This window comes from Actinoplanes sp. NPDC051388 (genome assembly GCF_055586225.1).
The window spans coordinates 116,688-141,217 of sequence record NZ_JBVJIP010000015.1; the positions used below are offsets into that span (position 1 = coordinate 116,688).

The following is a 24,530-nucleotide window of genomic DNA, read 5'->3' on the forward strand; positions in this document are numbered from 1 at the left end:
TCAGCGGCCGGGCAGGCGCGTGGTGAGCTCCTGCAGCACGTAGCCGTTGCCGTCCGGGTCGCTGAACGACGCGAACGAGCAGTAGCTGCGGCGCTCGGGGTCCGGGCCGGGCACCCGGGACCGCTCACCGGCGTGATAGAACACCCCGCCGGCGTCGTGCCAGACCTCGCTCACCGTCGCGCCGCGGTCGATCAGCTCGGCCCGCGCCGCCTCGACGTCGGCGACCGCCAGCACCAGATTCTGCGCCGAGCCCGGCTCCGACGACGTCACGCCCTTGCCGAAGATGACCGAGCACGTCGATCCCGGCGGGGTCATCTGCACCACGTGGAAGTTCTCGTCGGCGACGAAGGACGCGTCCTCCCGCCATCCGAGGTTCTTGTAGAACTGCTTGGCCCGGTCGACGTCCGCGACCGGCACGACGATGACCTCGAGCTTCATGTCCACGGTCGGAGCTCCTCGCTCTCGGGGAAGCCGGCCCGCGAATCGGCGCCGGCGCCTCGACCACCCTCGCGCGGACAGGGGCCTCTTCGACCCCGGGAAAACCCCTGGTTCATGCCGCGCCAGGGTGTTGCGTGCGGCCTCCCCGGATCACCACAATGGACTCCGAACCCAGCCCCAGCTGAGGCGGCGAGGCATGACCAAGGCGCTCCCGGGCCGGCGCGGCGAGACCGAGATCCTGTGCGGGCTGGTCGCCGCCGTCACGGCGGGTCACGGACAGGTGCTGGTGATGCGCGGCGAGGCCGGCATCGGCAAGACCGCGCTGCTCGACATGCTGGTCGAGTGGGCCGCCGGCTGCACGGTCGCGCGCGCGACCGGTGTCGAGTCGGAGTCGGCCCTGGCGTTCGCCGGGCTGCACCAGCTCTGCGCGGGCCACCTCGACCGGCTGGACAAGCTGCCGGCCCCGCAGCGTGCGGCGCTGAGCACCGCGTTCGGTCTGCGCAGCGGCGCGGCGCCGGACCGCTTCCTGGTCGGCCTCGGCGTGTTGACCCTGCTCAGCCGGGTCGCCGAGGATCGGCCGCTGATCTGCGTGGTGGACGACGCCGACCGGCTCGACCGCGAGTCGGCGCAGGCGCTGGAGTTCGTCGCCCGCCGGCTCGGCGCCGCACCCGTGGGCCTGGTCCTGGCCGGGCGGGAAACCGAATTCGCCGGGTTCCCGGAGCTCGCGATCCACGGCCTGGGCCGCGACGATGCGGCGGCCCTGCTCGACTCCGTGATCTCCGGCCCGCTCGATCCGCGGGTGCAGGAGCGGATGCTCGCCGAGTGCAGCGGCAACCCGCGCGCCCTGATCGAGCTGCCACGCGGCGTGGCGGCGGCCTTCGGCGGCGCTGATCCGCTCGTGCGCCGAGTTCTCCTCCCCGAATCGGCGCCACCGGCCGGGCAGCTGCTTCTCCTGGCGGCCGCCGAGCCGCTCGGTGACCTCGCGCTGCTGTGGCGGGCCGCGGACCTGCTCGGACTCGACCGGGACCCGGAGGTGGCCGGCCTGGTCGAGCTGCGGGACCGCGTCCTGTTCCGGCCTCCGCCGCTCCGCTCGGCGGTCTATCAGGCGGCCACCCCGGCCCAACGGCGGGACGTGCACCGGGCGCTGGCCGCCGTCACCGACCCCGCGGCGGACCCCGACCGCCGGGCCTGGCATCTCGCGCAGGCCGCGATCGGACCGGACGAGGCGGTCGCGGCGGACCTGGAGCGTTCGGTCGACCGGGCACGCGCGCACAGTGGCTACGCCGCGGTGGGCGCTTTCCTCGAGCGTGCGGCGGCGCTGACGCCCGACCCGGCCCGGCGCGCGCGGCGGACCCTCGACGCGGCCTGGGCGAAGACCACCGCGGGCGCCTTCGACGAGGCCCGGTCCCTGCTCGCGGCCGCGACGCCGCTCGACTCCGCGCTGCTCAGGGCCCGGATCGACGGCTGCGCCCGGGACGGCGACGACACGCCGCCGCGGCTGCGGACCGGCGAGGCCGGTCTGGAAGCCGTCTCCGACGATCTCGGCCCGGCCCGTCCGTTGCTCGACGCGGTGGCCCTGCTGCACACCCACGGGTACGCCGCCGCGGCGCCCGCCCTGCGCCGGGCGGTCCGGGCCTTCGCCGGCGACGAGCTCACCGGCGTCCGGCTGGCCGGCCTGGTCGCCCGGGACCTGTGGGAGGACGAGCGCTGGGACGTCCTCACCCGCCGCCACCTCGACACGGTCCGGGCGACCGGCGCCCTCAGCCTGCTCCGGCCGGCCGTCGAGGCACGGATGATCTTCGACCTGCACAGCGGCAACCCGGTCCCGCCCGCCGGCGGTGAAGAGCGGTGGTGGGCCCGCGCCCTGCTCAGCAACGGCCTCGCCCGATACGAGGACGCCCTCGCCGCCGCCCGGCAGGTGACCGCGGACCCGCCGGAACCCGGCCCGGCACAGCTGGCCCTGCCCGAGCTGATCGAGGCCGCCGTGCACAGCGGCCACCCGGCAGAGGCAGCGGCCGCCCTGGACCGGCTCACCGAGCTGACCCGGGCCAGTGGCACGGGTTACGCGCTCGCCGTCGAGGCCGGCGCCCGAGCCCTGCTCGCTGCCGGCGACGCCGCGGACGACCTGCACCGTGAGTCGATCGCGCGGTTCGGGGGCACCCGGATCCGCCTCGGGCTGGCCCGGGCGCAACTGCGCTACGGCGAGTGGCTGCGCCGCGAGGGCCGCCGGGTCGACGCGCGCCCCCAGCTGCGCGCCGCCTCGGAGGCGCTGACCGCGATGGGCGCGGACGGGTTCGCCCAGCGGGCCCGGCGCGAGCTGCTGGCCACCGGCGAGACGGCCCGCAGGCGCACCGGCGAGGAGACCGATCAGCTGACCGCTCGCGAGTCGCACATCGCCAAGCTGGCCGGGGAGGGCCTGACCAACCCGGAGATCGCCGCCGAGCTGTTCATCAGTCCGCGCACCGTCGAGTGGCACCTGCGCCGGATCTTCACCAAGGTCGGCGTCACCACCCGTCGCCAGCTCCGGCATCGGTGACCGGGTTCTAGGCTGGGCGGATGCTTCGAGGGCTGGTGGGCGGGACGATCGCTCTGGGCGTACTCATCGGGGTCTCCGCCTGTGGTTCCGAGCCGGCCGGGCCGACGCACGCCAGCCACGACGCGACGCCCCCGCAGCCGCTGCGCAGCGGCGAGCGGTTCGTCACGGTGACCATGCCGGCGGCCTATCAGCCCGCCGCGCCGCACGGTGGCACCGACGAATACCGCTGCTTCCTGGTCGATCCCGGCATCACCGCGGACGCGTTCCTGACCGGCAGCGAATTCCTGCCGCAGAACCCGGACATCGTCCATCACGCGATCTTCTTCCGGATCGATCCCGGCCAGGTCGCCGAGGCCGAGCGGACCGACGCGGACGCCCCCGGCGAGGGCTGGACCTGCTTCGGCGACGCCGGCATCCCGGGCGACCCGGCGTGGGTGGCGCACTGGGCGCCCGGCACGCACGAGTCGATGCTGGCGCCGGGCATCGGCTACCCGATGCCGCCGGGCAGCCGGCTGGTCATGCAGGTGCACTACAACCTGCTCGGCACCCAGGGCAGGCCCGGGCCGACCGACCGTTCCGGGATGCGGATGCGGCTGAGCGACCAGCGCGGGCTGACGGCGCTGGAGACCATGCTGCTGCCGGCGCCGGTCGAGTTGCCCTGCGCGACCGGCGAGACCGGCCCGCTGTGCGACCGCGCGGCCGCGATCAAGGACGTGGCCGACCGCTTCGGCCCGCGGTCGGCAGGGATGGTCGAGGGCCTGAACCAGCGGTGCGACCAGGGCCGGGCGCCCGCCGCGGGCGACACCCAGCGGTGCGACCACCCGGTCGTCCAATCCGGAACGATCCACGGCGTGGGCGGCCACATGCACCTGCTGGGCCGCTCGATCACGATCGAGCTGAACGGCAAGCCGCTGCTGTCGGTGCCGGCGTACGACTTCGACGAGCAGGCGGTGGTGCCGCCGGCCACGCCGGTCACGGTCGCGCCGGGCGACACCCTCCGCGTGACCTGCACGCACGACGCGAGCCTGCGCCGGCAGTTGCCGCAGCTGAGGCGGTTGCCGCCGCGCTACGTGGTCTGGGGCGAGGGCACCAGCGACGAGATGTGCCTGGGCCTCGTCGTCTGGTCACCGTCCACCTAGGCCGGCGCTGCGGCCGGCCGGACATCGTCGGGAACTAGGCTGAACGTTGAGCCCGGTGGCGTGTGGCGGATAGCCTCGTCGGCGTGAGTCAGCCGCATGAGCGGGTCGACCCGGCCGCCACCGTCACGCAGGAGCGGCAACCCTCCGTCGCGCGGTCGCCCGGCCCGCAGGTCGATCCGCGGCTCGGCCCGCTGGCCATGGGCGGCAACGGCGCGATCACCCGGCTGCTCGTCTCCCGCTCGCCGGCCGACACCGACACCGCCGCGCCCACCTTCACCGGTGGCGACATCCGGGCCATGTCGATCACCCCGCAATACGCCCTCGGTCTGCCCGACGATCGGCTCGCGGCCGACCTGCAGACGCTGGAGCAGCACATCAAGGTGCTGCCGGTGGCCGGTGCGGAATACGAGGCGGCCCGCGAAAATCAGGGCATCCTGCAGCGCGAGCAGGTGCGCCGGCTGATCGAGGGGCCGGGCAACGTCTCGACCGGCGACTCGGTCGCCGCCCGGCACAGCCGTTTCCAGCAGGCCGTGCTGCTCACCGCCCAGCAGCGGCTCACCGAGAACCAGCAGAACCTCGCGCAGTGGCGGGAACTGATCGAGACCCAGTTCACCGCGCCCTTCCTGCAGACCCAGGTGCTCGCCCAGTCCGCCGAGGACCTGCGCAACTCGGCGATGCGCACCGGCGGCATGCCGGCCTTCGACAACTGGACCGGCACGAGCAGCCCCAACAAGCGGAACGTCTACGAGCATCAGGCGCGTGGCGAGTGGAAGGCCTGCACCGGCTGCCACGAGATGGTGCGCTCGGACGAGCTCGACCGGCACCAGTCGCACGTCGGCCCGGCCTGGCAGTCGCCGGCCGACCGGCTGGAGGGGGCCGCGGGGCTGCCGCAGGGGCAGAACGACCCGCTCGGGATCAACGGCCCGTCCAACAGCGAGCGGGTGCGGATGGCGGTCGAGGCCATCCGGCCGCTCGTCGCACCTCTGGGTGACCAGGGCTACCGGATCATTCCGGACGACGTCTTCAGCCTCAAGAGCGGTCTGACCGCCGAGGAGCTGCGCACGGTGATCCTGGCCAAGATCGGCGAACGGCACGGGGACTACGCGGTCCTCAAGGCGCACATCGCCGACGGCCGGATCAGCTACCTTCAGCTCGGTCCGATCCTGCAGGACCTGCTGCCCAGCGCCGACGCCGAGGTGCGCCAGGCGGTCGCCGACGAACAGGCGAAGGAGCAGGCCTTCTCGATCCTCAAGATCGCCGGCACGCTGATTCTGGCGCTGCTCTCGCTGCTCTTCCCGCCGCTGGCCCTGGCCGTCGCCGCCCTGCAGTTCCACAGCGGCTACGAGATGTTCAAGACCGGCCAGGACTACACGCTCGGCACCGGCGCCAACAACGTCTTCACCCGGGAGCAGCAGGACGCCGGCCCGGGGATGATGGTCGGCGGTGCGATCAACATGGGCATGGCCGCCGCCACGGTGGCGATGGTCGCGCCCGGCGCGCTGGACATGGCGGCCACCCGGGCGATCACCGCGTCGGATCTGTCGATGGCGCGGGCGATGGCCACCCGCGCGATGTCCGGCCCGATCCCCGAGGCCGAGTTGCTGCAGCTCCAGCAGGCCGGCCTGGTCGGGCGGATGGCGAAGGGCTGGGCCGACATGCGCGGCTTCCAGGTGCTCTATCGCGGGCAGGGCGCGCCCACCGCCGAGCTGCTCAGCCCGGTGGCCCGGGCCGGCGGCGTCGAGGCGTCGCAGAACCTCTACAACACCATGAAGGCCCAGGGCCTCACCGACCTGGAGATCGCCGGATACACGGCCAAGTTCAACGGTCAGCCGGTGCCGGGCCAGTTCACGCCGGAAGGGCTGGGCGGGCAGCCGCTGGGCGGCGTCGGCATCCCGACGACACGCCTGCCCAACATCGCCTCCGATTTCGCGCAGGGACCGACCGGCGTGATCTATGTTCTGCGGGTGCCCAAGAACATGCCGGTCCAGGTCGGCACCGGCGGCTGGGGCTCACAGTCCGCGCTCGAGCAGGAGTGGGTCGTGTTCCACCAGCTGCCCAACGGCACGGTCGTCCGGGTGATGGAGGGCAACGTGGTGCCGCCGTTGCGCTATGACGCGCCGCCCGGCATCGGCCCGTCGCTCGGCGTTCCGCCGGCGCCGTGACCACGCCGGCCCGCGAATGGCGGGAGACCCTGCGCCGGGACATGCCCCGGGTTCGCGACGACGACGCGCTCCGGGAGGTCGCCGAGCGGGACTACCCCGCGTCGGCCGGGCTCGAGCGATTCATCCTGGCGGTGGTGCTGCTGACCTTCGGCCGGGCGGACGCGGCCGGCGCGATCCTCGACGAGCTGCCGCCGGTGCGCCACCCGGCCCGGATCCTGGCCCGCGCGGTCGATGCCCTGCTCCCGACCGGCGGCAACACGCCCGGCGATCCGGACGCCACCCGGGCCTGGCTGGCCGCGCACGCCGACGAGCTCGAGTGGAGTGAGTCCGAGGGCCGTTACCGGCTCAGGTGAAGGTCTGCCGAAGCTCGCCGACCCCGTCGAGGCGGCTGATCAGCGTCTCGCCCGGCCGCAGGAAGCGCGGTGGGGTGCGGCGGTTGCCGACGCCGCCGGGCGTACCGGTGAAAATGAGGTCTCCCGGCAGCAGCGGGCAGATCGCCGAGAGCCGGACCACCAGATCCTCGATCGAAAAGATCATTTCTTTGGTACGCCCGGACTGCAGCGTCTCGCCCCCCGAGCCGCTCACCAGCTCCGACGCAAAGCCGATGTCGTCGCGGTCCGGGAAGTCGTCCGGGGTGACCGCCACCGGCCCGATCGGACCGAAGCCGGGGAACGACTTGCCCAGCGAGAACTGCGCCGGCCTGCCCTGCGACTGGGTGAGCCGCTCGGAGAGGTCCTGCCCACAGGTCAGCCCGGCCACCGCGGCCCAGGCGTCGGCGCGCCCGATCCGGAAGCCGCCCGCGCCGATCACCGCCACCACCTCGATCTCCCAGTCCACATTGCCGGGTGGTAGCGCGACCGTGCTGACCGGACCGGTGATGCAGCTCGGAAACTTGGTGAACACGAGCGGCGCGTCCGGCGCGGTGAACCCGGCCTCGGCCGCGTGCGGGCGATAGTTCAGCGCCACCGCGAAGACCTGCCGCGGATCCGGCACCGGCGGGCCGAGCTCGGCGTCGGTGACCGGTATGGCCGCGGACCAGTCCGCAGTGGACGCCCACGCCCGCACCTCGTCCCAGCGGGCCAGCGCGGCGCGCACGTCGGACGGCAGCGCGCCGCCGGAAACCATTGCCACATCGAGCGCGCGGCCCTCCGCCACCAGCACGAAGCGGCCGCCCAGCGTGCCGAACCGCATCAGCCGGCCGTCTCCGCATAAAGGTCCGTCGTGTACGGCGGGGTGTCGTGCGCCGCGCTCCACGGCACCACCCGGTTGCGCAGCACGCCGACGCCCTCGATCTCGGCCTCGATCTCGTCGCCCGGCCGCAGATAGAAGTCGAACGGATTGGGCTGCACGGCCGCGACGCCGGAGATCGTGCCGGTGGTGATGATGTCGCCGGCGCTGTAGCCCTGTGCCGAGTGGTGCGCGACCAGGTGCGGGATCGAGATGGTCATCTGCGCGGTGTTGCCCTGCTGGCGCACGTCGCCGTTGACCCGCAGCTGCATGGCCAGCTTCTGCGGCTCCGGCACCTCGTCCTTGGTCACGATCCACGGCCCGATCGGGCAGAACGTGTCGATGCCCTTGGAGAACGAGAAGACGCCGGACTGCATCTCGCGCCGCTGGATGTCCCGGGCGGTGATGTCGTTGAACACCAGGTAGCCGGCGATGTAGTCCTCGGCCTCCTCGGGTCCGAAGAACTTCCCGCTCCTCCCGATGACGATCCCGAGCTCCAGCTCGTAGTCCAGCTCCTTGGTGAGCCCCTCGGGATAGACGATCGCGTCGTCCGGCCCGATGATCGCGTCCACGTTCTGAAAGAACACGATCCCCTTGTGTACGGGGTGGGACCAGTTCACGGCCTGCAGTTCGGTGTGGTGCTCGGTGAAGTTGCCCGCGGTGTGGAAGAACTTCTTGGGCACGATCGGGGCGCGCAGCCGCACCGCGGAGCGCTCGAGCCGCTCGCCGGTCTCGTCCACCCGCCCGCCGCGCTCGAAGAACTCCCGCGTCGAGCCGCAGGCCAGCTCGATGACCGTGTCCCCGTCCAGGCGGCCCACCCGGCCGTCATCGAACGTGATCAGCTTCATCCCGCCTCCGGTGGCTCTCGTTGGATGAAAGTAGGTTGCGTCAAACAAAAGCCGGTGTCAAGAAACCCGGAAGACCCGGAGCTGCATCGCGAGAGCGAGGTAGTACCCGGTGAGCGTGAGCAGCTCGAACAGCGTGGTCTCGCCGAGCGCGTCGGCCGCCCGCCGATATTGCTCGTCGTCCAGATCTCCGCCGGCGGCCAGCGCGTGGACGGTCTCGGCGATGACGCGCTCCGGCTCGGGCAGCCTCTGATGGTCGCCGGTGCGCAGGGCCGCCAGCTCCTCGTCGGTCACGCCGACGTGCCGCCCGACCGCCTCGTGCGCCTGCCACTCGAACGCCGCGCCGGCGTCCACGGCGACGACCAGGATGGCGATCTCGCGGGCCCGGTCGCTGAGCGAGGTCTCGTAACGCACCGCGGCACCGAGCGCCTGCAACGCGAACCCGAGCTTCGGCTGCAGCAGGAACGCGTTGAACGGCCCCTGGAGCCCGCCGTCCTCGTCGACCAGCCGGAAGAGCTGCGGACCCTGGGCGCGGCGGCCACCGGCGACGGTGTCGTAGACCGCCCGCTGGTCGTCGGTCAGCTCGGCCGGGCGCAGCTTGCGGATGCGGTCGGTCATGCCGCGCCCGCGCTTCCCGCCGAGGCCAGCTGCGAGATCTCCGCGCAGGTCGCCAGCAGCACCGGCTTCAGCTCGCGGACGATGCGCTGGGTCGACCAGTCGCGCGCCTGCACCGCCAGATTCACCCCCGCGACGATCCGGCCGCCGGCGCCGGTGATCGGCCCGGCCACCGAGCGCAGCCCGTGCGCCAGCTCCTCGTCCTGCAACGCCCAGCCCTGCTCGCGGATCCGGGTCAGCTCCTGCCGCAGCTCGTCCAGGTTGACCTTCGCGTTCGGGCCGTGCTGGCCGGGGAACGAGGTGTCGGTGATCCGGTCGCGCAGCTCGGCCTCGGTCAGGTCGGCGAGCATCAGCTTGCCGATCGAGGTGTGCACCGCGGGCAGGGTGGAGCCGACCTGGATGTTGGCCGTGACCAGGTCGGAGTTGCGCAGCCGCACCAGATAGAGCACCCGGTCGCCGGTGAGCACCGCCAGGTTGACCGTCTCGCCGGTGGACTCGCCGAGCCGCTGCAGCTTGGGGGTGGCGAGCGCGACCAGGTCGAGGCTGCGCAACGCCGCCCCACCGAGGGTCAGCGTGCGTACGCCGGGCCGGTAGTCCCCGCCCGGCAGATGGTCCAGATAGCCCTCCGCGGTCAGCGTCATCACCACCCGGTAGACCGTCGGCATCGGCAGCCCCGACGCGGTGGCGAGATCGCTCACCCGCCAGGTCGGCCGCTGCTCGTCGAACAGGCTCAGCAGCCGCAACCCCTTGGCGAGCGCCTCGACGCGGTATTCGGGCTTGTCGGGGGCCTTCTCGGAACTAGCCGAACTGCGCCGACCGGCGGCCATGGATCACCTTCTCGAAAGCGGTGGGCATCGGAACGTGGGCCCAGCCTAGGCGGTGCCACCAGGGCATCTGGACACTCCCCGGAGGCTGGTCTAGCTTATCGGATAGTGACTTTCATTGGCCGAGAATTCAAGCGTGAGGTGTCCATGGACTGGTTAGCGCTCTCCGGCCGCCCCGCGCTCGTCGCCGGAGCCGGCGGCCTCGGCGGCGCGAGCGCGATCGGCCTCGCCGCGCAGGGCGCCTCGGTCGTCCTCGTCGACCAGGACGAGGAGCGCCTCGAGTCGGTGGCCCGCACGGCGAAGGAGGCCGGCGGCGGCCTGCGGACGATCGCCGCCGACCTGCGCTCCGCGTCGCGCTGCCGCGAGGTGGTCGCCGAGGCGGCGGGGCTGGTGGGTGTGCCGCAGATCTTCGTCCACGCGGTCGGGCGCAACGTCCGGCGGCCGGTGCTCGAGCTGGGCGACGAGGACTGGGCGCGGATCGTCGAGCTCAACCTGTCCACCGCGTACTGGCTGGGCCAGGCGGTGGGCGGGCTGATGGTCGGCGCCGGGTACGGCCGGATGACCTTCGTGTCCTCCGTCTCGGGTCTGCTCGCGCACGCCGACCACGCGCCGTACGCCGCCACCAAGGGCGGTCTCAACCAGCTCATCCGTGTGATGGCCCGGGAATGGGCAAGCCGCGGGGTGAGCGTCAACGCGGTCGCGCCCGGCTACATCGAGACCGACCTGACCAGAGAGCACCTCGACAAGGACGGCAACCGCGACGCCCTGGAGAGCCTGGTGCCGGCCGGTCGGCTCGGGGTGCCCGAGGAGATCGCCGACGCGGTCACCTTCCTGTCGTCGGACCGGGCCCGCTTCATCACCGGCCAGGTTCTCTATGTCGACGGCGGCCGCGTCTTGGTCTGAGAAACTCTAATCCGACAAACCGGAGGAATGCCACGTGCCACTCACACCCGTCCCCATCCCACGCCGCTTCGAGGGCCGGTCCGTGGTCGTCACCGGCGCCGGCACCGGATTCGGCGCGGAGATCGCCGTGCGGGCCGCGCAGGAAGGCGCCCGTACCGTCGGTGTGCATTATCGATCGTCGAAAGCCGGCGCCGAAGCCACCGCCGAGCGGGTCCGCGAGGCCGGCGCCGAGCCGGTCCTGCTGCAGGCCGACATTGTCGAGTGGGCGCAGGTCGCCGCGCTGGCCGACGAGGCCTTCACCCGGCTCGGCGGCGTCGACGTGCTGATCAACAACATCGGCGACGTGGCCCGCGAGCAGATGTCCTGGCGGGATATCAGCGAGGAGTCCATCGACCACGTGCTCGCGGTCGACATCAAGGGCACGATGGCCTGCATCCACGAGTTCGGCAAGCGGATGCTCGACCAGGGCCACGGCGCGATCGTCAACATCGGCTCCACGGTCATCGTCCGGGGGAGCGCCCGCGCCCCGCAGTACGCCGCCGCCAAATACGGCCTCCTCGGCGCCACCAAGTCCTATGCGCACGCCTTCGCGCCGACCGTGCGGGTGAACATCTTCGCGCCCGGCTTCATCGAGACCGAGGCGACGCTGGGCCGCGAGGACTGGAAGTCCGGCCGCGGCGACCAGCTGCGCAAGCTGACCCCGATGGGCCGCATCCCGGGCCCGGCCGAGCTGGCCGGCACGGCGCTGTTCCTGGCCACCGACGACGCGAGCCACATGACCGGCGGCTACATGGTGGCCGACGGCGGTTACAACATGGTCGGCGCATGATGGTTCATCCGCGTGATCTGTCGCTGGGGGAGGCGCGGGCGCTGGTGCAGCGGGCCGTCGACAAGGCCGAGCAACTCGGGCTGCGCGGGGGCGTCGCGGTGGTGGGGGCGAGCGGGGCGCTGATCACGGCGTCGCGGCTCGACCACGGTGGGCCGGGCGGGATGGCGCGGGCCCGGTCGAAGGCGTGGATCGCGGCCACCCAGCAGATCACCAGCACCGAGCACCTGCACCGGATGACGACGTTGCCGGCGCCGATCTCGGCCGGCTTCGTGCGGGTGAGCCCGGAGTCTGTCTTTCCCGGCGCTGGTGGGATCCCGATCCGCTCTGCGGACGGCGTGGTGGTCGGTGGGATCGCGGCGTCGGGCGCGACAGTGAGCCCGTTCCTTCCGGAAGGGGTCGCGCCCGAGGTGGTCAGCGCGGCCGGTCAGCCGGCCAACCCCGAGGATCTGCTGATCGCTTATGCCCTGGACGTTCCCTATGTGGGGCAGCACGGTGACGATGCCGCCCGGTGGAAGCAGCGCTTCGGGGATCTGGTGGTCTCGCCCTCGGAGAGTCTCGGCATGAAGGCGGCGCCGGTGGCGGGCGGTCAGCATGAGCTGACGTGGGCCCGGGAGATCTGTGATCAGGTGCTCGCGCGGGCTCGGGTGGAAGGGCTGGCGGTGAGCGTCGCGGTCGTCGACCGGGGTGGCGATCCGATCCAGCAGGACCGGGCGGATGACGGGCCGGCCGGTGGTGTCGAGGTGGCGCTGGCGACGGGGGCGGCGGCGGCTCGGTTCGGGTGTGCGAGTGAGCAGGTGGCGCAGTGGTATGGCGCCGCGGTTGCTGGGCTGCATCCGGTTGCTGTGTTGGGGGCGCCGGGTGGGGTGCCGCTTATGTTCGGTGGGCGGGTCGTGGGTGGCGTCGGCGTCGGGGGAGTCGACCCGGCGGTGTGCGCAGAGCTGGCGCGCGCGGTGGGGAAGCCGTGAAGTGCGCGGGTCGCGGGCGGGTGACGCCGTGAACGGCGTGTCCCGGGCGGCGGCGCCGATCTTGGGGCGGGGGTGCGGGCGCCGCCACCTCCCCCACCCAGGCACTGGGTGGGCGGTGAATGTAGCCCGGGCCTACGACATTTCCTCCCGGCCGTCCACAGCCGGCGCAAACCAAGGAGCAGTGTGAGAACAAGCGAACCCATCCGGATCGCGGTCCTCGGCTGCGGCGCGATCGGCAGCCTCTATGCCGCCCACCTCGCCCGCGTCCCCGGCGTCGAGGTCTGGGCCGCCGACCCCTGGCGCGAGCACATCGAGGCCATCGAGACCAACGGCCTGACGGTCACCGGCCAGGCCGGCTTCACCGCCCCCGTGCACGCCCGCACCAGCGCCGCCGACCTCCCGCCCTGCCACCTCGGCATCGTGGCCACCAAGTCGCTGCACACCAGGGCGGCCGTGGTCGCCGCGGAAGAAGCGCTGAGACAGGCCGCCACGGTCAGCGTGCAGAACGGGGTCGGCAACGAGGAGCTGATCGCCGAGATCCTGCCCCGGGTCATGCGCGGCACCATCGTCACCGCCGGCGTCGTCACCAAGCCCGGGACGGTCCGGTATGACGCGCCCGGCGACTCGTGGCTCGGGCCGTTCGAGCCCAAGCCGGCCACCACCGACGAGATCGGCCTGCTCGCCCGGCTGCTCAGCGAGGGTGGTCTGAAGACCCACGCCGTCAAGGACGCGCGAGGGCCACAGTGGACGAAGGTGGTCTTCAACGCGGCCACCAGCCCGCTCGCGGCGCTCACCGGGCTCACCGTCGGGCAGGTGTGCACCGATCCCGCGCTGCGTACCCAGGTGGGGGTCTTGATCTCGGAGGCGGAGGCGGTCTGCGCGAAGGCCGGCATCGGGCTGACGCGGGACCCGGCCGAGGCGGTCGAGGAGGCGATCCGGGAGGCGTTCGGGCACAAGCCGTCGATGCTGCAGGACGTGCTGGCGCGGCGGGCGACCGAGGTCGACGTGCTCAACGGTGGCATCGCGGACGAGGGGCGCCGGGTCGGAGTGGCCACGCCCGCGCACGACGCCATGGTCGCGCTGGTGCACGGCCTCGAGAGCTCCTGGAAATAGGGCATGGACATCTCCACGGGCGTCGTTTACGTTTCACGCAGGTAACTCGGAAAGTAGTTTTCGCTAGGTGAAAGTCAGCACATAGCAAGATCACAGCGAGGAGTCCGGCCGTGAGTTCTCACCACGTGCGCGCACCGCGCGCCATAGTCGCTTTCGGCGCCGCGCTGCTGTTGCTGGCGTCCTGCAGTCACGCTTCGGACTCCGGTGGCTCGACCGCCGGTGGATCGGCCGCGGCGCTGCCCAAGACCCTGGTCTTCTCGCCGCTCTCGCTCGCCCCGCCGGCCCTGAAGGGTCTGTCCGAGGGCGTGAAGGGCTATGCCGGCAGCAAGGGCTGGGAGGTCATCGTCCAGGACCCGAACTTCGATCCCAGCAAGCAGACCCAGCAGCTCAACGAGGTGCTCAGCTCGGGACGGGCGGGCGCGGCCTGGATCATCGCGGTGGCGCCGCCGTCGATGACGCCGATCATCAAGACGGCCCAGTCCAAGGGCATCCCGCTGCTGGTCAACGGCCGCCCGGACGAATACGGCTTCAGCGGCCCGCAGCCGGGCATCACGTTCGACTACATCGACTACGCGGCCGGCGGCAAGGCCCTCGGCGAGCAGCTCGGCGCGTGCATTACCGAGAAGATGGGCGGCAAGGCGGAGGTCCTGGCGGCGCAGAGCTCCGAGGGGCAGGCCGGCAAGAAGGAGTTCGAGGAGGCCGCCGCGGCCGCGCTCAAGGCCGCCGCGCCGGGCGCCACCATCGTGCAGACCATCGTCGCCAAGGACCGCGCGAGTTCGCAGACCGACACCGGCAACGTGTTGCAGGGCAAGCCGAACCTGAGCGCCGTGATGGCGTCGAACGACGAGGGGGCGCTGGGCGCGCTCGGGGCGTTCGCCGCGGCCGGCAAGACGCCGCAGTGCGTGACCGACTTCGGCGGCAACGAAGAGGTGCTCGAGAACGTCACCGACGGCAAGATCTACGCCTCGGTGGCGCTGCAGTTCGAGGCCGACATGACCCAATCCTTCGACACTCTGGTGACGATGCAGGCCGACCCGAAGGCGAACGGCCAGGTGCTGGTCGTTCCGCAGAAGGTCGTCACGGCAAAGGGCTGAGGAATGACCGTGACCGCTGAAACCAGTAGGGAGACGACCGCCGGGCCGGAGAGCGACCCGGCGGGCGTCCGCTGGCTCATCTTCGCCCGCGACCGCGGCATCTTCGTCCTCTGGGCGGTGCTGCTGATCGGCTTCAGCCTGTGGGCCAGCCCGTATTTCGCCAGCCTGGACAACGCGATCCTGATCGCGAACGCGGCGGCGCTGACCGCCATCTTCGCGGCCGGCATCGCGGTCGGCATCATCTGCGGCGCGCTCGACCTGTCCATCCCGGGCACCGCCGCGATGGCCGGCTGCGTCTGCGGCTGGCTGATGACGCACGGGATCCCGGTCGGCGTCGGCATCCTCGCCGGGCTGGCGGTGGGCATCGTGGTCGGGATGGTGAACGGGCTGATCGCGCTGCGCGGCTTCAACCCGATCATCGTCACCATCGGCTCGTTGTCGGTGCTCTCCGGACTGGCCGCGGCCCTGGCCGGCGGTTACACGATCCCGGGGCTGACCGGACTGATGTTCCTCGGCACCGACCGCTTCGCCGGGATCCCGGCACCGGTCTGGGTGGTCGCCGCGCTGTTCCTGATCGGCACGGCGTTCCTGACCCGCACCCGGGACGGCATCCGGCTGATGGCGGTCGGCGGCAACGCCGAGGCGGTGCGGCGGTCCGGCATCAACGCCGACCGGTACACGGTGCTGGCCTTCGTGGTCAGCGGGTTCTGCGCGGCGCTCGGCGGGCTGGTGACGGCCGGCCTGGTGACCGAGGCGAACCCGGCGGCCAACCCCGGCATCATCTTCAACGCGCTCACCGCGGTGGCGCTGGCCGGTGTCTCGCTCAGCGGCGGCCGCGGGTCGCTGCCACGGGTGCTGGTCGGCGCGCTGATCCTGGGCACCATCTCGAACGGGCTGACCATCAAGGGCATTCAGCCGTACTGGGCGACCGCGGTGACCGGCCTGCTGCTGCTCGGCTCGCTCGGTCTGGAGAAATGGGTGTCCACCACGGTCTCCCGGCGGCTGGTCGCCACCGCCCAGGCCTCCGCGCACACCGGGACGAGGTGACCGGCATGACCGGGATCGCGCCCGCGCTGGAGTTGCGCGGCATCGACATGCACTACGGCTATGTCCGCGCGCTCGACGCCATCGACGTCGCGGTGCACCAGGGCGAGGTCGTGGGTCTGCTGGGCGACAACGGCGCCGGCAAGTCCAGCCTGCTCAAGGTGATGTCCGGAGCGCATCAGCCGACCGCCGGCACGATCCTGGTGCACGGCGAGCCCACCGTCTTCCACTCGCCGAGCCAGTCCACCGCGGCCGGCGTGCAGATGGTCTATCAGGACCTGGCGCTGGTCGACGCCCAGGACATCGCGACCAACCTGAACATCGGCCGGGAGATCCTGCGCAAGGGCGCGCTCGGCTGGCTCGGGTTCGTGGACCACAAGGCGCAGCGCAAGCGGGCGGCGGCCGAGCTCGACCGGCTGGGAGTGCGGACCGCCGCGGTGACCCGTCCGGTCGAGATGCTCTCCGGCGGCCAGCGGCAGGTGGTGGCGCTGGCCCGCGCCGCGACCCGGGTCACCGGCGACCGCAATGGCGTGCTGCTGCTGGACGAGCCGACCGCCGCGCTGGGCTACGAGCAGACCCGGCAGGTGCAGGCGCTGATCCGGCGGATGGCCGAGCAGGGCGTGGCCTGCGTGCTGGTCACGCACAACCTGCCGCTCGCGGCCGAGGTGTGCGACCGGATCGTGGTGCTGAACCGCGGCCGCAAGGTCGCCGACGTGGCCGCGTCCGAGACCGACAACGACCAGCTGGTCGGCTGGATCACCGGAGCGCGGGGGACGATGTTCGAATGACTTTTCTGTGGGGCGTGGCGACGTCGGGGCACCAGATCGAGGGCGACAACACGGCGAGCGACACCTGGTTCGCGGAGCACGTGTCGCCGACCGTCTTCCGGCAGCCGTCCGGGCCGGCCTGCCGGGGCTACGAACGCTGGCGGGACGACCTCGAACTGGTCGCCGGGATGGGCCTGTCCGCGTATCGGTTCTCGGTGGAGTGGGCGCGGGTCGAGCCGGTCGAGGGGGAGTTCTCCGCCGAGGTGCTGGACCACTATGCGGCGATCGTCGACCGGTGCCTCGAGCTCGGCCTGGCGCCGGTGGTGACCTACAACCACATGACCGCGCCGCACTGGTTCGCGATGCGTGGCGGCTTTCTCGATCCGGGCTCGGCGGAGGTCTTCGCGCGATATTGCGGCGTGCTGACCGACCGCATCGGCGACCGGATCGCCTATGCCGTCACGCTCAACGAGCCGAACCTGCCGCGCCTGCTGTCCTGGGTGCCGATGCCGGACTTCGTGCGCGATCTGGAGCGGGCGACGCTGGAGGCGGCGAGCAAGGCGGCCGGCGTCGAGCGCTACCGGCTCGCCAACGTGGCGCTGCCGGAGGAGTTCGACGCGCTCGAGGACGGCATGGCGGCCGCGCACACAGCCGGCCAGGCGGCGATCAAGGCCCGCCGCCCGGATCTGCCGGTGGGGCTGAGCCTGGCGGTCGTCGACGACCAGGCGGTCGGAGACCCGACGATCAGAGATCGAAAACGATCTGACGTGTACGCCCGCTGGCTGCGTCTCGTGCGCGACGACGATTTCGTCGGGGTGCAGAACTACGAACGCGCCCGCTACGACGGCAACGGTCTGCTGCCACCCGAGGAGAAGGCGGGCGAGTTGTTCTCGGACGTCTACCCGCCGTCGCTGGGCAACGCGGTGCGTTACGTGCACGCCGAGACCGGCGTCCCGGTGTTCGTCACCGAGCACGGGATGGCGACCGAGGACGACACCCGTCGTGCCGCGTTCCTCGAACCCGCCCTGGCCGGCCTGCGCGAGGCGATCGACGAGGGCGTGCCGGTGCTCGGCTACCTGCACTGGACGCTGCTCGACAACTTCGAGTGGGTCTTCGGCTACGACATCAAGCTCGGCCTCGTCGCCGTGGACCGCGAGACGTTCACCCGCACACCGAAGCCGAGCGCCGCCGAATACGCCCGCCTCACGCAAACCGCAAAGTGGTAGCCCAGCCGTCTATCGGAGGCCCGCTCGGACGGCTGGGCTACCACTTTGTGGGGTTAGGGGCCGGTGGGCTCGCCCCGGGTCAGGCGGCGCACCTCGATGGCGTCGGGGGTGAACGCGCCCAGCATGCCCGCGTACTTGCCCGGGTCGACGGTCTCGCCCTCGTGCATCGGCACCGCCACCCGCGGGCCGACCGCCGTCACGTAGTCGACCGCCTCGGCCAGCTTGAGCCACGGCCCGTCGATGGCCACCGCGAGCACGTCCACGTCGCCGGGTGGCGTGGCGAACGAGTCACCCGGGTGGAAGAACGCGCCGTCGTCCACCAGATAGGCGTTGTTGGTGCAGCCCGGGATCGGGCCGTAGACCGCCGCGTGCATGCCGCCGTGCACGTCGACCGTGGTGCCGCCGAAGGTCAGCCGCTCGCCCGGCCGGGCCACCTCGAGACCCGGCAGGCCCTCGACCGCGCCGGCCGAGTCCGGGTCCACCACGAGGCGGGCGCCGGGATTGGCGGCCAGCAGCGCGTCCACCCGCTGGGCGTCGACGTGGTCGGGGTGCTGATGGGTGACCAGCACGGCGTCCAGGTCGGTGAGGGTGGCGAAGTCCGACATCGTGCCCGGGTCGATCAGCAGCCGGACGTCGGTCTCCACCAGCAGGCACGCGTGTCCCAGGTGCGTCAGCTTCATGGCGGCCACCCTACTGCGGAAGGTGCGCGATGAACGGGCTTCACCACATCGGTTACTGGGTCCCGGATCTCCGGGCGGCCATCGAGAAGGCGGTCCGCACGCTCGGGATCGGGCCGTTCCTGGTACACCGGCACGTCGCCTTCGATACCTTCCGGATGGCGGACGGCACCGAGATCGGCGACCCGGCGTTCTTCGACCACACCGCCGCCTTCGCCGCCTGGGGACCGATCGTCCTCGAGCTGGCCGAGGTGCACTCGATCGACGCCGGGCTGGCCGCGGCGTACCGGATGGATTTCGACCGGATCGGGCACGTCTCGTGGGTGACCGACGACCTGGCGGCCGAGGGCGCCCGGCTGGAAGCCGCCGGCTGCAAGCCGATCCACGAGGCGATCACCGGCGCCGTGCACGTGGCCTGGTACGACGGCGGCGCGCTCTTCCCGCACCCGATCGAGCTGCACCGGGCCGGTCCGCCCATCCTCGGGATGCACGGCCGGCTCTCCGCCGCGGCGCAGGACTGGGACGGCCGCGATCTGATGCTGGACCTGTGACACGTCTCTCGTTACAGTCGTCATGAAGCTGAAACACGTTATCGCCTGATGAAAGTTGGGGGGCCGCCGTGACCCGTCCGCTGCACGTGCTGATCGCTGGAGGCGGGCTGTCCGGCCTCGCGCTCGCACAGGGCCTGGTGAAGAACGGGCACACCGTCGAGGTCTTCGAGCGCGACCGCGACCTCAACCGCAAGCAGGGTTACTACCTGCACATGAACGCGTTCGGCGGCGAGGCGCTGCGCAGTGTGCTGCCGGACGACCTGTTCGCGCTCTACCAGGCGACCTCTCGCACCACCTATGACCGGCAGGAGTCGATCGTCCTGCACGACCACTTCGGTGAGCTCAGCTCGCAGCCGCACCTCGGCCCGCCGAACAAGGGCGACACGCCGCACACCGGCGTGCACCGCCGCACGCTTCGCCAGATCCTCAGCGCCCGCCTCGGCGACGCCCTGCGGGTCGGCGCCGCAGTCACCGGCTACACCGAGGACGCCGACGGGGTGACCGCCACGCTGGCCGACGGCCGCACGGTCCGCGGCGACGTGCTGGTCGGCGCCGACGGCATCCGGTCCGCGGTGCGGGCGCAGAAGCTGCCCGACGTGCCGATCATCCCGATCGGCGTGCAGGGCATCGGTGTCTACGGGCGCGTGCCGCTCACCCCGGAGCTGCGTGAGATCGTGCCGGCCAGCCTGATGGACGGCGTCGTGATCGCCGTCGACCGGGCCGGCAGCCGGATGCTGGTGGGCGTCTTCGACCCGCGGCAGCCGGTGCACGAGGCGCCGAAGGAGATCGCGCCGGACGTCACGCTGGACCCGGTCGGGGCATATCTGATGGTGTCCTGCAGCGTCGCGCCGGGCACCGAGGTGCCGCCGTCGGCCGAGTGGACCGCCGACACCCCGCGGCTGATGCGCGACTCGATGCAGCGCGCGGTGGCGAACTGGCACCCGGCCGCCGCCGAGATCGTCGGCCGGATGGACCTCGAGTCGATCTTCATGATTCCGTTCGGGTTCATCATCCCGGCCGAGACCTGGACGCCGTCGCGGGTGACGCTGGTCGGCGACGCCGCGCACGCCATGCTGCCGACCATCGGCATGGGCGCCAACCTGGCCCTGCGCGACGCCGAGCACCTGGTCGAGCAGCTCAGCCGCGAGGACGTCGACGTGGTCATCGCGATCGGCGAGTACGAGCGGGACATGCGCGCGGTGGCGTACCCGTTCCACGCGATGACGCTGGACCACGACAAGAACTTCGGCGGCGGCGCCCTGCAGAAGTCGTCCGACGCCGGATGACCGGCCGGCTGGCCGGTCTGGCCGTCCTCGTTACCGGCACCGGTGGTGGCATCGGCCGCGCCACCGCGCTGGTCTGCGCGCGTGAGGGCGCCCACCTGATCGGCTGCGACCTCGACGCGGACGCCGCCGAGGAGACCGCCGAGCTGATCCGCAGGGCCGGCGGGCGCACCGACACCGTCGCGCCGGTCGACCTCGCCACCGAGGAGGGCGCGCGGCACTTCGTGGCCACCGCCGCCGTGCTGGCCGGCGGCATCGACGTGCTGGTGAACAACGCATCGGCGATCCGGTTCGGCGCGATCGACGAGCTGTCGTTCGACGACTGGTCGTTCACCATCCGGCACGAGCTGGACATCGTCTTCCTAGTCATCCGGGCCGCCTGGCCACACCTGGTCCGGCGCGGCGGCGGTTCGATCGTCAACATCGGCTCGATCTCCGGCTCGCGTGGCGCGTTCTTCATGCCGCAGAATGCGCACGGCGCGGCCAAGGGCGGCGTGCTCGCCCTGACCTACCAGCTGGCGGTCGAGGGCGGGCCGAAGGGGATCCGGGTCAACGCGGTCAGCCCGGCGATGACCGAGACGCCGCAGACCCGTCCGACGCTGACCGACCCGGACGGCCCGGCCGAGGCGATCCGCAATGCCGTGCCGCTGCGCAAGTGGGGTCAGCCCGAGGACGTCGCCAACGCGATCCTCTTCCTGGCGAGCGCGGAGGCCTCGCACGTGACCGGCGCCAACATCCCGGTCGACGGCGGCGCGGCGGCCGTCGGATGATTTTCCGTGGGGATGCCGCGTACGAGGAGGCCCGGGTCGGGCGGATCTTCAACGCCCGCCGCCCGGACCGCTACCCGGCGGCCGTCCTGCTCGCCGCCGATGCCGACGAGGTCGCGGCGGGGGTCAGCTGGGCGCGGGCCGAGGGGAAGCCGGTCAGCGTCCGGTCCGGCGGGCATTCCTGGGCGGCCTGGAGTCTGCGGGACGACGCGCTGCTGATCGACCTGGCCAACCTGAACGGCCTTGCCTATGACGGGGCGACCGGTGTGGTCACGGCCGGTCCGGCGGCGCGCGGTGGCCTCGACCTGTCCCCGTTTCTCGAGTCGCACGGCCGGGCGTTCCCGGTCGGCCACTGCCCGGGGGTCGGCATCGGCGGTTTCCTGCTGCAGGGCGGCCAGGGCTGGAACGGCCGCCAGATGGGCTGGGCCTGCGAGAGCGTGGTGGCGGTCGACGTGGTCACCGCGGACGGCTCGTTGGTCCGCGCCGACGCGTCCCAGAACAGCGACCTCTACTGGGCGGCCCGCGGCGCCGGGCCCGGCTTCCCGGGCATCGTGACCGCGTTCCACCTGCAGACCTACCAGGCGCCCGCGGTGATGTGGCACGACACCTGGATGTTCCGCCCGGACGACGCCGCCGTCCTGCTGGGCTGGCTGCACGAGCTACTGCCGGACCTGGACCGCCGGATCGAGCCGGTCATCGCGGCGACCCGGATCCCCGGCGAGCCGACCCTGCTGCTGCACACCACCGTGCTGGCGGACTCCGACCGGGAAGCCGCCGAGATGCTCAGCGTCTTCGCCGGCGGGCCGCTCGCCGGCCGGGAGCTCGGCCACGTCACCGGGCCGACCTCGCTGGCCGAGGAGTGCGTGGCGCAGGCCGAGCAAAACCCGGACGGATACCGCTACGCCGTCGACTGCACCTGGACCGACGCGCCGGCCGAGACGCTGGAACCGTTGCTCAGCAAGCTCTGGAGCGAACTGGACACCCGGCACTCCTTCTCCATCTGGTACGGCTGGGCGCCCGACCGCGAGCTGCCCGACATGGCGTTCTCGGTGCAGGGCAACGTGTACATCGCCACCTATGCGATCTATGCCGACGCCGCGGACGACGAGCGGTATCGGACCTGGGTGCACGAGCGGACCGCGGACATCGCGCGGCACGGCGCCGGCGTCTATCTGGGTGACACCGACTTCACCCGGCGGCAGGATCGGTTCCTGTCCGAGGCGAACTACCGCCGGCTCGAGGAGATCCGTGCGCGGCGGGATCCGGACGGGGTCTTCGCGTCCTATCTGACCGCCGACCGGGAGGGGCTGAACGTCCATGGCTGAGGCGCGCCTGGACCATGCCGGGCTCTCCGTGCGGGATCTCGCCGCCGCCGCGAAGTGGTATTGCGACGCGCTCGGCTACACCCACGAGCTGGACCTGCGGGTCGAGCCGATCGACCTGGACATCGTGATGCTGATCCACGAGACGCACGGGGATCGCCTGGAACTGTTGCACCGCCCGGGATCCCGGCCGGGACTGCGCGCCTCGGATCCCGGCGAGGCGGCGCTCGCCGAGTCCTTCGGGCACATCGCCTTCGACGTCGCCGACCTGGACGCCACCTTCGACCGGATCGTCGGGCTGGGCGCGCGCCCGGTGCTGTCGCCGCGGCCGTCGCCGGAGCCGGGCGTACGCATGGCCTTCGTCGCCGATCCGGAAGGCAACCTGGTGGAACTGCTGTCCCGGGGAGGAACCCGATGAACGTCCTGGGTCTGGGCTGCGGGCAGCCCGGCGGCAGTGCCGAGATCCTGCTGACCGCGGCGCTGCGGGCGGCCGGCGACGCGCGACTGGTCCGGCTGACCGACCTCACCACCGACGACGACCTGTGGTGGCTGTGGGAGCGGCTGGTCGAGTGCGACGGCCTGATCGTCAGCACGCCGATCATGACCCGCACGATCGCCGCCCGCCTCAAGTCGGTGATCGACTTCCTGCTCGGGCCGAACGCGGACGCCGCCATCATCGAGCACCTCGTCGCGGTGCGCCGCGGCGGCACCGAGCCGGCCGTCCCGTTCCGGGTGGACGAGCGGGTGCTCAAGCCCCGGGTGGCCGGCTTCCTCGCGGTCGGCGGCTCGCTCACCCCGCAGTGGAAGACGCTCGCCCTGCCGCTGCTGCACACCACCGCGTTCTCCATGCACATGGCGGTGGTCGACCAGGTCGCCTTCGGCGGCGCCGGCACGCCCCGGTCGATCCTGCTGGACGACGCCGCCCTGGAGCGCGCGGCTGCGCTCGGCCGCAACGTGGCGTCCCAGCTGGGCGTGGCGTTCGACGACGTGCGCTATCTGGGCGAGCCCGGACTGTGCCCGAGGTGCCACCTCAACGTCGTGGAACTCCACGGCACCAGCGTCACGTGCGCGACGTGTGGCAGCGCGGGGGAGTTGGCGGCGGGCGGCGCGATCCGCTGGACCGACCTCGACTCGTCGGTCATCTCGATGGCCGAGAAGCGCGCGCACGCCCGCGAGATTCAGGAGACGGCGGCCGCGCATGCCAAGGTGCGGGCCGACATCGACGCCCGCGCCGAGGAGTTCGGCACGTTCGGGAACGTGTCGCGGCCATGACCCCGCACGGCCTCCGGGTCGAGCACCTGGACCACCCGCTGAGCACCCTCACCTCGGTGCCGCGGCTCTCCTGGCGCACCGCCGAGCAGAAGGCCTACCGGATCCGGACGAGCAACGGCTGGGACACCGGACAGGTCGCCGATGATCGCTGCCTGCTGATCGATTACCGAGGGCCGGCGCTGCGGTCGGGTGAGCGCGTCACCTGGCAGGTGAAGGTGTGGACCGATCAGGGGGAGAGCGACTGGTCGGCGCCGGGCTGGTTCGAGATGGGCCTGGTGGAGTGGACCGCCCGCTGGGTCGAGCCGTCCGCGCCGCTGCTGCGGACCACGTTCACCGGCGACCCGAGCCGGCTCCATGTCACCGCGCACGGGATCTATGAGGCGTTCCTCAACGGCGAACGGGTCGGCGACGCGGAGCTGACGCCCGGCTTCACGCAGTACGACTCGCGGCTGCAGGTGCAGACCTACGACATCTCGGCTCAGACGAGAGACGGCGAGAACGTGCTCGCGATCGTGCTCTCCGACGGCTGGTGGCGCGGTCAGACCGGCGCGCTGCGCTCGGCCGAGCAGGGGGACGACCGTCGCGGTGCTGGCCCAGCTCGACGCCGGCGAACTCGGGCCGTGGAAGTGCGCGCGGGGGCACCTCACATCGGCCGACCTGATCGCCGGGCAAAGCGAGGGGTTCACCAACGCGGTCAGGCACGCCCGGGCCGGCGCGATCTCGCTCGGCGCCGAGCGCGCGGACGGCCGGCTCGTCGTGGTGGTCCGCGACGACGGCGTCGGCGGCGCGGCGCCGACCCCCGGCTCGGGCCTCAGCGGGCTGGCCGACCGGGTCGCCGCGCTCGGCGGCGTGCTGCGGATCGAGAGCCCGCCGGGCGCGGGCACGACGCTGACCACGCGCACCGGCCGACCTGATCGCGCTGCCCGGCTTC

General features: G+C 72.2%; 25 protein-coding genes. 19 read left to right on the top strand and 6 right to left on the bottom strand.

From position 1 onward, the window contains the following. Positions 1-438: a VOC family protein gene (locus ACZ6TI_RS32785; protein ID WP_465349227.1), complete on the bottom strand. Its 438-nt coding sequence runs from the start codon at positions 436-438 to the stop codon at positions 1-3. 196 nt (positions 439-634) lie between these two features. Here ACZ6TI_RS32785 and ACZ6TI_RS32790 point away from each other — a divergent pair, with 196 nt between their 5' ends. From ACZ6TI_RS32790 to ACZ6TI_RS32805, 4 genes are all read left to right on the top strand, one after another. Further along, on the top strand, positions 635-2,974 hold the full coding sequence (locus tag ACZ6TI_RS32790) for a LuxR C-terminal-related transcriptional regulator (protein ID WP_465349066.1): 2,340 nt from the start codon (positions 635-637) through the stop codon (positions 2,972-2,974). A gap of 20 nt (positions 2,975-2,994) precedes the next feature. Continuing rightward, on the top strand, positions 2,995-4,113 hold the full coding sequence (locus ACZ6TI_RS32795; RefSeq protein ID WP_465349067.1) for a monooxygenase: 1,119 nt from the start codon (positions 2,995-2,997) through the stop codon (positions 4,111-4,113). An 83-nt stretch (positions 4,114-4,196) separates the two neighbouring features. Beyond that, on the top strand, positions 4,197-6,275 hold the full coding sequence (locus ACZ6TI_RS32800) for a hypothetical protein (RefSeq protein WP_465349068.1): 2,079 nt from the start codon (positions 4,197-4,199) through the stop codon (positions 6,273-6,275). Beyond that, a complete protein-coding gene (locus ACZ6TI_RS32805) occupies positions 6,272-6,628 on the top strand; it encodes a hypothetical protein (protein ID WP_465349069.1) in 357 nt (118 codons plus the stop codon). The genes ACZ6TI_RS32800 and ACZ6TI_RS32805 overlap by 4 nt, the downstream gene beginning before the upstream one ends. Here the strand turns inward: ACZ6TI_RS32805 and ACZ6TI_RS32810 are convergent. The 4 genes from ACZ6TI_RS32810 to ACZ6TI_RS32825 are packed head-to-tail and all read right to left on the bottom strand — an operon-like array spanning position 6,621 to position 9,789. After that, positions 6,621-7,466 (bottom strand): fumarylacetoacetate hydrolase family protein, encoded by an 846-nt coding sequence (locus ACZ6TI_RS32810; RefSeq protein WP_465349070.1) that lies wholly within the window; start codon positions 7,464-7,466, stop codon positions 6,621-6,623. The genes ACZ6TI_RS32805 and ACZ6TI_RS32810 overlap by 8 nt on opposite strands. Further along, positions 7,466-8,350 carry a fumarylacetoacetate hydrolase family protein gene (locus tag ACZ6TI_RS32815; protein ID WP_465349071.1) on the bottom strand — a complete coding sequence of 295 codons (885 nt, stop codon included), beginning with the start codon at positions 8,348-8,350 and terminating at the stop codon, positions 7,466-7,468. Before ACZ6TI_RS32815 ends, ACZ6TI_RS32810 begins: the two co-directional genes overlap by 1 nt. 57 nt (positions 8,351-8,407) lie before the next feature. Further along, entirely contained in the window at positions 8,408-8,965 is a 558-nt protein-coding gene (locus ACZ6TI_RS32820) for a carboxymuconolactone decarboxylase family protein (protein WP_465349072.1), read from the bottom strand. Then, a complete protein-coding gene (locus ACZ6TI_RS32825) occupies positions 8,962-9,789 on the bottom strand; it encodes an IclR family transcriptional regulator (protein WP_465349073.1) in 828 nt (275 codons plus the stop codon). Before ACZ6TI_RS32825 ends, ACZ6TI_RS32820 begins: the two co-directional genes overlap by 4 nt. A 144-nt stretch (positions 9,790-9,933) precedes the next feature. Between ACZ6TI_RS32825 and ACZ6TI_RS32830 the strand changes: the two genes are divergently transcribed. The 8 genes from ACZ6TI_RS32830 (at position 9,934) to ACZ6TI_RS32865 (ending at position 17,727) form a co-directional block, all read left to right on the top strand. Beyond that, positions 9,934-10,689, top strand: a complete 756-nt coding sequence (locus tag ACZ6TI_RS32830; RefSeq protein WP_465349074.1) for an SDR family NAD(P)-dependent oxidoreductase — start codon at positions 9,934-9,936, stop codon at positions 10,687-10,689. Between the two features lie 34 nt (positions 10,690-10,723). After that, positions 10,724-11,518, top strand: a complete 795-nt coding sequence (locus ACZ6TI_RS32835; RefSeq protein WP_465349075.1) for an SDR family NAD(P)-dependent oxidoreductase — start codon at positions 10,724-10,726, stop codon at positions 11,516-11,518. Further along, positions 11,515-12,483, top strand: coding sequence for a GlcG/HbpS family heme-binding protein (locus tag ACZ6TI_RS32840; protein ID WP_465349076.1), 969 nt, complete (start codon positions 11,515-11,517; stop codon positions 12,481-12,483). Before ACZ6TI_RS32835 ends, ACZ6TI_RS32840 begins: the two co-directional genes overlap by 4 nt. A 183-nt stretch (positions 12,484-12,666) precedes the next feature. Further along, positions 12,667-13,596, top strand: a complete 930-nt coding sequence (locus tag ACZ6TI_RS32845; protein ID WP_465349077.1) for a ketopantoate reductase family protein — start codon at positions 12,667-12,669, stop codon at positions 13,594-13,596. 110 nt (positions 13,597-13,706) lie between these two features. Then, positions 13,707-14,690, top strand: coding sequence for a sugar ABC transporter substrate-binding protein (locus ACZ6TI_RS32850; RefSeq protein ID WP_465349078.1), 984 nt, complete (start codon positions 13,707-13,709; stop codon positions 14,688-14,690). Between the two features lie 9 nt (positions 14,691-14,699). Beyond that, positions 14,700-15,737: an ABC transporter permease gene (locus ACZ6TI_RS32855; protein WP_465349079.1), complete on the top strand. Its 1,038-nt coding sequence runs from the start codon at positions 14,700-14,702 to the stop codon at positions 15,735-15,737. 5 nt (positions 15,738-15,742) lie between these two features. Then, positions 15,743-16,522: an ATP-binding cassette domain-containing protein gene (locus ACZ6TI_RS32860; protein ID WP_465349080.1), complete on the top strand. Its 780-nt coding sequence runs from the start codon at positions 15,743-15,745 to the stop codon at positions 16,520-16,522. Beyond that, complete coding sequence (locus tag ACZ6TI_RS32865) at positions 16,519-17,727, top strand: glycoside hydrolase family 1 protein (RefSeq protein WP_465349081.1); 1,209 nt, start codon at positions 16,519-16,521, stop codon at positions 17,725-17,727. Before ACZ6TI_RS32860 ends, ACZ6TI_RS32865 begins: the two co-directional genes overlap by 4 nt. A gap of 53 nt (positions 17,728-17,780) precedes the next feature. Here ACZ6TI_RS32865 and ACZ6TI_RS32870 read toward each other — a convergent pair whose 3' ends face one another. Next, positions 17,781-18,407, bottom strand: coding sequence for an MBL fold metallo-hydrolase (locus ACZ6TI_RS32870; protein ID WP_465349082.1), 627 nt, complete (start codon positions 18,405-18,407; stop codon positions 17,781-17,783). Between the two features lie 29 nt (positions 18,408-18,436). Between ACZ6TI_RS32870 and ACZ6TI_RS32875 the strand changes: the two genes are divergently transcribed. The 7 genes from ACZ6TI_RS32875 to ACZ6TI_RS32905 all read left to right on the top strand — a co-directional run bounded on the left by ACZ6TI_RS32875 (position 18,437) and on the right by ACZ6TI_RS32905 (position 24,513). Next, positions 18,437-18,955, top strand: coding sequence for a VOC family protein (locus ACZ6TI_RS32875; RefSeq protein WP_465349083.1), 519 nt, complete (start codon positions 18,437-18,439; stop codon positions 18,953-18,955). Positions 18,956-19,023: 68 nt separating this feature from the next. Then, the gene (locus ACZ6TI_RS32880) at positions 19,024-20,241 is read left to right on the top strand and encodes an FAD-dependent oxidoreductase (protein WP_465349084.1); all 1,218 of its coding nucleotides are present in this window, start codon (positions 19,024-19,026) and stop codon (positions 20,239-20,241) included. Further along, positions 20,238-21,008: an SDR family NAD(P)-dependent oxidoreductase gene (locus ACZ6TI_RS32885; protein ID WP_465349085.1), complete on the top strand. Its 771-nt coding sequence runs from the start codon at positions 20,238-20,240 to the stop codon at positions 21,006-21,008. The genes ACZ6TI_RS32880 and ACZ6TI_RS32885 overlap by 4 nt, the downstream gene beginning before the upstream one ends. Further along, a complete protein-coding gene (locus ACZ6TI_RS32890) occupies positions 21,005-22,330 on the top strand; it encodes an FAD-binding oxidoreductase (RefSeq protein ID WP_465349086.1) in 1,326 nt (441 codons plus the stop codon). Before ACZ6TI_RS32885 ends, ACZ6TI_RS32890 begins: the two co-directional genes overlap by 4 nt. After that, positions 22,323-22,745 (top strand): VOC family protein, encoded by a 423-nt coding sequence (locus ACZ6TI_RS32895; RefSeq protein ID WP_465349087.1) that lies wholly within the window; start codon positions 22,323-22,325, stop codon positions 22,743-22,745. The genes ACZ6TI_RS32890 and ACZ6TI_RS32895 overlap by 8 nt, the downstream gene beginning before the upstream one ends. Next, complete coding sequence (locus tag ACZ6TI_RS32900) at positions 22,742-23,599, top strand: NAD(P)H-dependent oxidoreductase (protein ID WP_465349088.1); 858 nt, start codon at positions 22,742-22,744, stop codon at positions 23,597-23,599. The genes ACZ6TI_RS32895 and ACZ6TI_RS32900 overlap by 4 nt, the downstream gene beginning before the upstream one ends. After that, positions 23,596-24,513 (top strand): glycoside hydrolase family 78 protein, encoded by a 918-nt coding sequence (locus ACZ6TI_RS32905; RefSeq protein ID WP_465349089.1) that lies wholly within the window; start codon positions 23,596-23,598, stop codon positions 24,511-24,513. The genes ACZ6TI_RS32900 and ACZ6TI_RS32905 overlap by 4 nt, the downstream gene beginning before the upstream one ends. The last annotated feature ends 17 nt before the right edge of the window (positions 24,514-24,530 follow it).

Bases quoted from the DNA above. Each gene is read 5' to 3' on its own strand.
- ACZ6TI_RS32865 (WP_465349081.1), top strand. From the start codon at position 16,519: ATGACTTTTCTGTGGGGCGTGGCGACGTCGGGGCACCAGATCGAGGGC.
- ACZ6TI_RS32900 (WP_465349088.1), top strand. From the start codon at position 22,742: ATGAACGTCCTGGGTCTGGGCTGCGGGCAGCCCGGCGGCAGTGCCGAG.
- ACZ6TI_RS32840 (WP_465349076.1), top strand. From the start codon at position 11,515: ATGATGGTTCATCCGCGTGATCTGTCGCTGGGGGAGGCGCGGGCGCTG.
- ACZ6TI_RS32785 (WP_465349227.1), bottom strand. From the start codon at position 438: ATGAAGCTCGAGGTCATCGTCGTGCCGGTCGCGGACGTCGACCGGGCC.
- ACZ6TI_RS32810 (WP_465349070.1), bottom strand. From the start codon at position 7,466: ATGCGGTTCGGCACGCTGGGCGGCCGCTTCGTGCTGGTGGCGGAGGGC.
- ACZ6TI_RS32820 (WP_465349072.1), bottom strand. From the start codon at position 8,965: ATGACCGACCGCATCCGCAAGCTGCGCCCGGCCGAGCTGACCGACGAC.
- ACZ6TI_RS32815 (WP_465349071.1), bottom strand. From the start codon at position 8,350: ATGAAGCTGATCACGTTCGATGACGGCCGGGTGGGCCGCCTGGACGGG.
- ACZ6TI_RS32905 (WP_465349089.1), top strand. From the start codon at position 23,596: ATGACCCCGCACGGCCTCCGGGTCGAGCACCTGGACCACCCGCTGAGC.
- ACZ6TI_RS32875 (WP_465349083.1), top strand. From the start codon at position 18,437: ATGAACGGGCTTCACCACATCGGTTACTGGGTCCCGGATCTCCGGGCG.
- ACZ6TI_RS32790 (WP_465349066.1), top strand. From the start codon at position 635: ATGACCAAGGCGCTCCCGGGCCGGCGCGGCGAGACCGAGATCCTGTGC.
- ACZ6TI_RS32885 (WP_465349085.1), top strand. From the start codon at position 20,238: ATGACCGGCCGGCTGGCCGGTCTGGCCGTCCTCGTTACCGGCACCGGT.
- ACZ6TI_RS32860 (WP_465349080.1), top strand. From the start codon at position 15,743: ATGACCGGGATCGCGCCCGCGCTGGAGTTGCGCGGCATCGACATGCAC.
- ACZ6TI_RS32870 (WP_465349082.1), bottom strand. From the start codon at position 18,407: ATGAAGCTGACGCACCTGGGACACGCGTGCCTGCTGGTGGAGACCGAC.
- ACZ6TI_RS32825 (WP_465349073.1), bottom strand. From the start codon at position 9,789: ATGGCCGCCGGTCGGCGCAGTTCGGCTAGTTCCGAGAAGGCCCCCGAC.
- ACZ6TI_RS32830 (WP_465349074.1), top strand. From the start codon at position 9,934: ATGGACTGGTTAGCGCTCTCCGGCCGCCCCGCGCTCGTCGCCGGAGCC.
- ACZ6TI_RS32895 (WP_465349087.1), top strand. From the start codon at position 22,323: ATGGCTGAGGCGCGCCTGGACCATGCCGGGCTCTCCGTGCGGGATCTC.
- ACZ6TI_RS32795 (WP_465349067.1), top strand. From the start codon at position 2,995: ATGCTTCGAGGGCTGGTGGGCGGGACGATCGCTCTGGGCGTACTCATC.
- ACZ6TI_RS32890 (WP_465349086.1), top strand. From the start codon at position 21,005: ATGATTTTCCGTGGGGATGCCGCGTACGAGGAGGCCCGGGTCGGGCGG.